This window comes from Mycobacterium sp. (assembly GCF_049802695.1).
Taxonomy (GTDB): Bacteria; Actinomycetota; Actinomycetes; order Mycobacteriales; family Mycobacteriaceae; genus Mycobacterium.
Genome location: NZ_JBARMY010000166.1, coordinates 1 through 2,070, shown reverse-complemented (window position 1 = coordinate 2,070; position 2,070 = coordinate 1). Strand labels below are relative to the sequence as shown.

Annotated in this window: 2 protein-coding genes and 1 pseudogene; 1 reads left to right on the top strand and 2 read right to left on the bottom strand. The window is 62.6% G+C overall.

All coding sequences use genetic code 11. The features are described from left to right. Positions 1–764: SDR family oxidoreductase (locus WA317_RS06760; RefSeq protein WP_425172303.1), on the top strand; the 764-nt coding region annotated here is incomplete at its 5' end. Between the two features lie 246 nt (positions 765–1,010). Here WA317_RS06760 and WA317_RS06755 read toward each other — a convergent pair. After that, positions 1,011–1,201: pseudogene (locus tag WA317_RS06755) on the bottom strand (peptidase); the annotation flags it as partial. Positions 1,202–1,380: 179 nt separating this feature from the next. Continuing rightward, positions 1,381–2,070, bottom strand: a 690-nt coding sequence (locus WA317_RS06750; protein WP_425172302.1) for a cytochrome P450, incomplete at its 5' end; no start/stop codon positions are given.

The window sequence follows — 2,070 nt, the reverse complement described above, 5'->3', positions numbered from 1 at the left end:
TGCTATTGCGGGAGGCCAACGACCTGTGCAACCTGCCGGTCACGGTGTTTCGTTGCGACATGATCCTGGCCGGCACTACCTATGCGGGCCAGCTCAACGTGTCGGACTGGTTCACCCAGATGGTGCTGAGCCTGTTGGCCACCGGCATCGCGCCCGGCTCGTTCTACCAGCTCGACGCCGACGGCAACCGGCAGCGCGCGCACTTCGACGGGCTGCCCGTCGAATTCATCGCCGAAGCGGTCGCCACGTTGGGTGCCCAGGCGGTCGACGGGTTTCAGACCTATCACGTGATGAACCCGCACGACGACGGCATCGGACTCGACGAATACGTCGACTGGGTGATTGAGGCCGGTTACCCGATCCAGCGCATCGGTGACTTTGGGGAGTGGTCACAGCGCTTCGAGATCGCCCTGCGTGCCCTGCCCGATCGACAGCGCCCAGCCACCGCGCTGGAGTTGCTGTTCCGCAATTCCAATCAATTACAGCCCGCAGACCCGATCCGCGGATCGCTTGCGCCGACCGCGCGATTCCGTGCTGCGGTGCAAGAAGCGAAAATCGGCCCCAACGGGGACATTCCGCACGTCTCGGCGCTGATCATCATCAAATACGTCACCGACTTGCAACTGTTCGGGCTTTGGGACGATTCCACGTATGTGGATCAGCAGTTGGGCAGACATCCCAGCTCGGCGGAAGTAGTTCCCGCCGTGCGCCCGGCCAGCGGTCTGCAAACCCACGGCAGGCAGCGGTCACGGTCACCCGCTTAAAGGTTTTGCCCGCAGGCGGTGACAGTTGCCAAATGACGACAGTCCTGACGACAGTGGCCCCGCCAGGACGCCGCGAACGCTCGCTCACATCCGAGAACCTCCCGGCCGCAGAGCGTTTCAAGACCCTTCTAGAGGACCACGGCCCGATGAGGCGATGCGCATCGTCGAGCTCGACGAAGTCGGTCATCACGTCCCGACGGTCAGGGCGTGGCTGTACACGCACATCGAGAAGAACTGAACACGCTTTAGGAAGGCGCGGTCGTCCGGGCCGAACGACGAATCAATCATGCGACGGTCGATTATTGCAATCGCATCCCACTGCCGCCTCGAAGATCCCATAGCACTCCGGACGATTCCCCATTGGAGGCACCGATGCAGGCCGCGCTCAGTGGTGTGTCCCGAGCCAATCCATCGAGGGCTGCCTCAAGGAGCAGTCGACTGCCGCTTTAAGGTTGTGGCGCCGTCTCAGTCACCGAACACCGTCAGACGCCCGCCCGCTGGCGTGAGAGCCGCCCGAATTCGCTGGCCTGCCTCCAGGGTCTCGAGAGTCTCGCTCCATTCTCTTGTTCGACGGTTGTCGGCTCGGTCGCGGCCGTCGGTTTCACAATGGAACGGCTCACTGAACCGGAGTGAACTCGAGGTGCAATTCCTTGAGGCGCCTGAACAGAAAGGTGCGGTCCCATTTCAGCCGACGAGCGCTTGCCGGACCGTGCTCGGCCTCTGAAAGCCGAATGTCGGCCATCCGGTCGAGGATTCGTTCCAAGCTCACCCGCACTTCGGCGCGTGCAATCGGGGCGCCCGGGCAAGTGTGAGCACCACGGCCGAATGCGATGTGATGCAATATGTTTGGGCGGTCCAGGCGGAATTCGTCGGGCTCCTCGAACCGTCGTGGATCACGGTTCGCCGCACCGTTCATCACGAGTACGCTGGTGCCGGCTTGCACATCGATGTCGCCGATCCTGGTGGTGCGTCGCGCCATGCGGAAATTCGATTTGATTGGGCTTTCGAAGCGCAGCATCTCCTCGATGAAGGCGGGAATCTTTGAGTTGTCCGCGCGCAGCTGCTCTTGCAAGTCCGGTCGCTCCGCCAGCATCAGCATCGCAAGACTCAGCAGGTCGATCGTCGTGCCGTGACCGGCGGCGTACATGAAGGTGGCAACGCGGGCAACGTCAATCGCGTCGGGTGTCGTGCCGTCGGGATATGTTGCCAGCGCAAGCTCGGTGAGGACGTCGTCGCGCGGATTGCGCCGCCGATCCTCGATGTACTCGACGAACCACTCCTCTTTCACGCCAACGAAGCCGCTGCG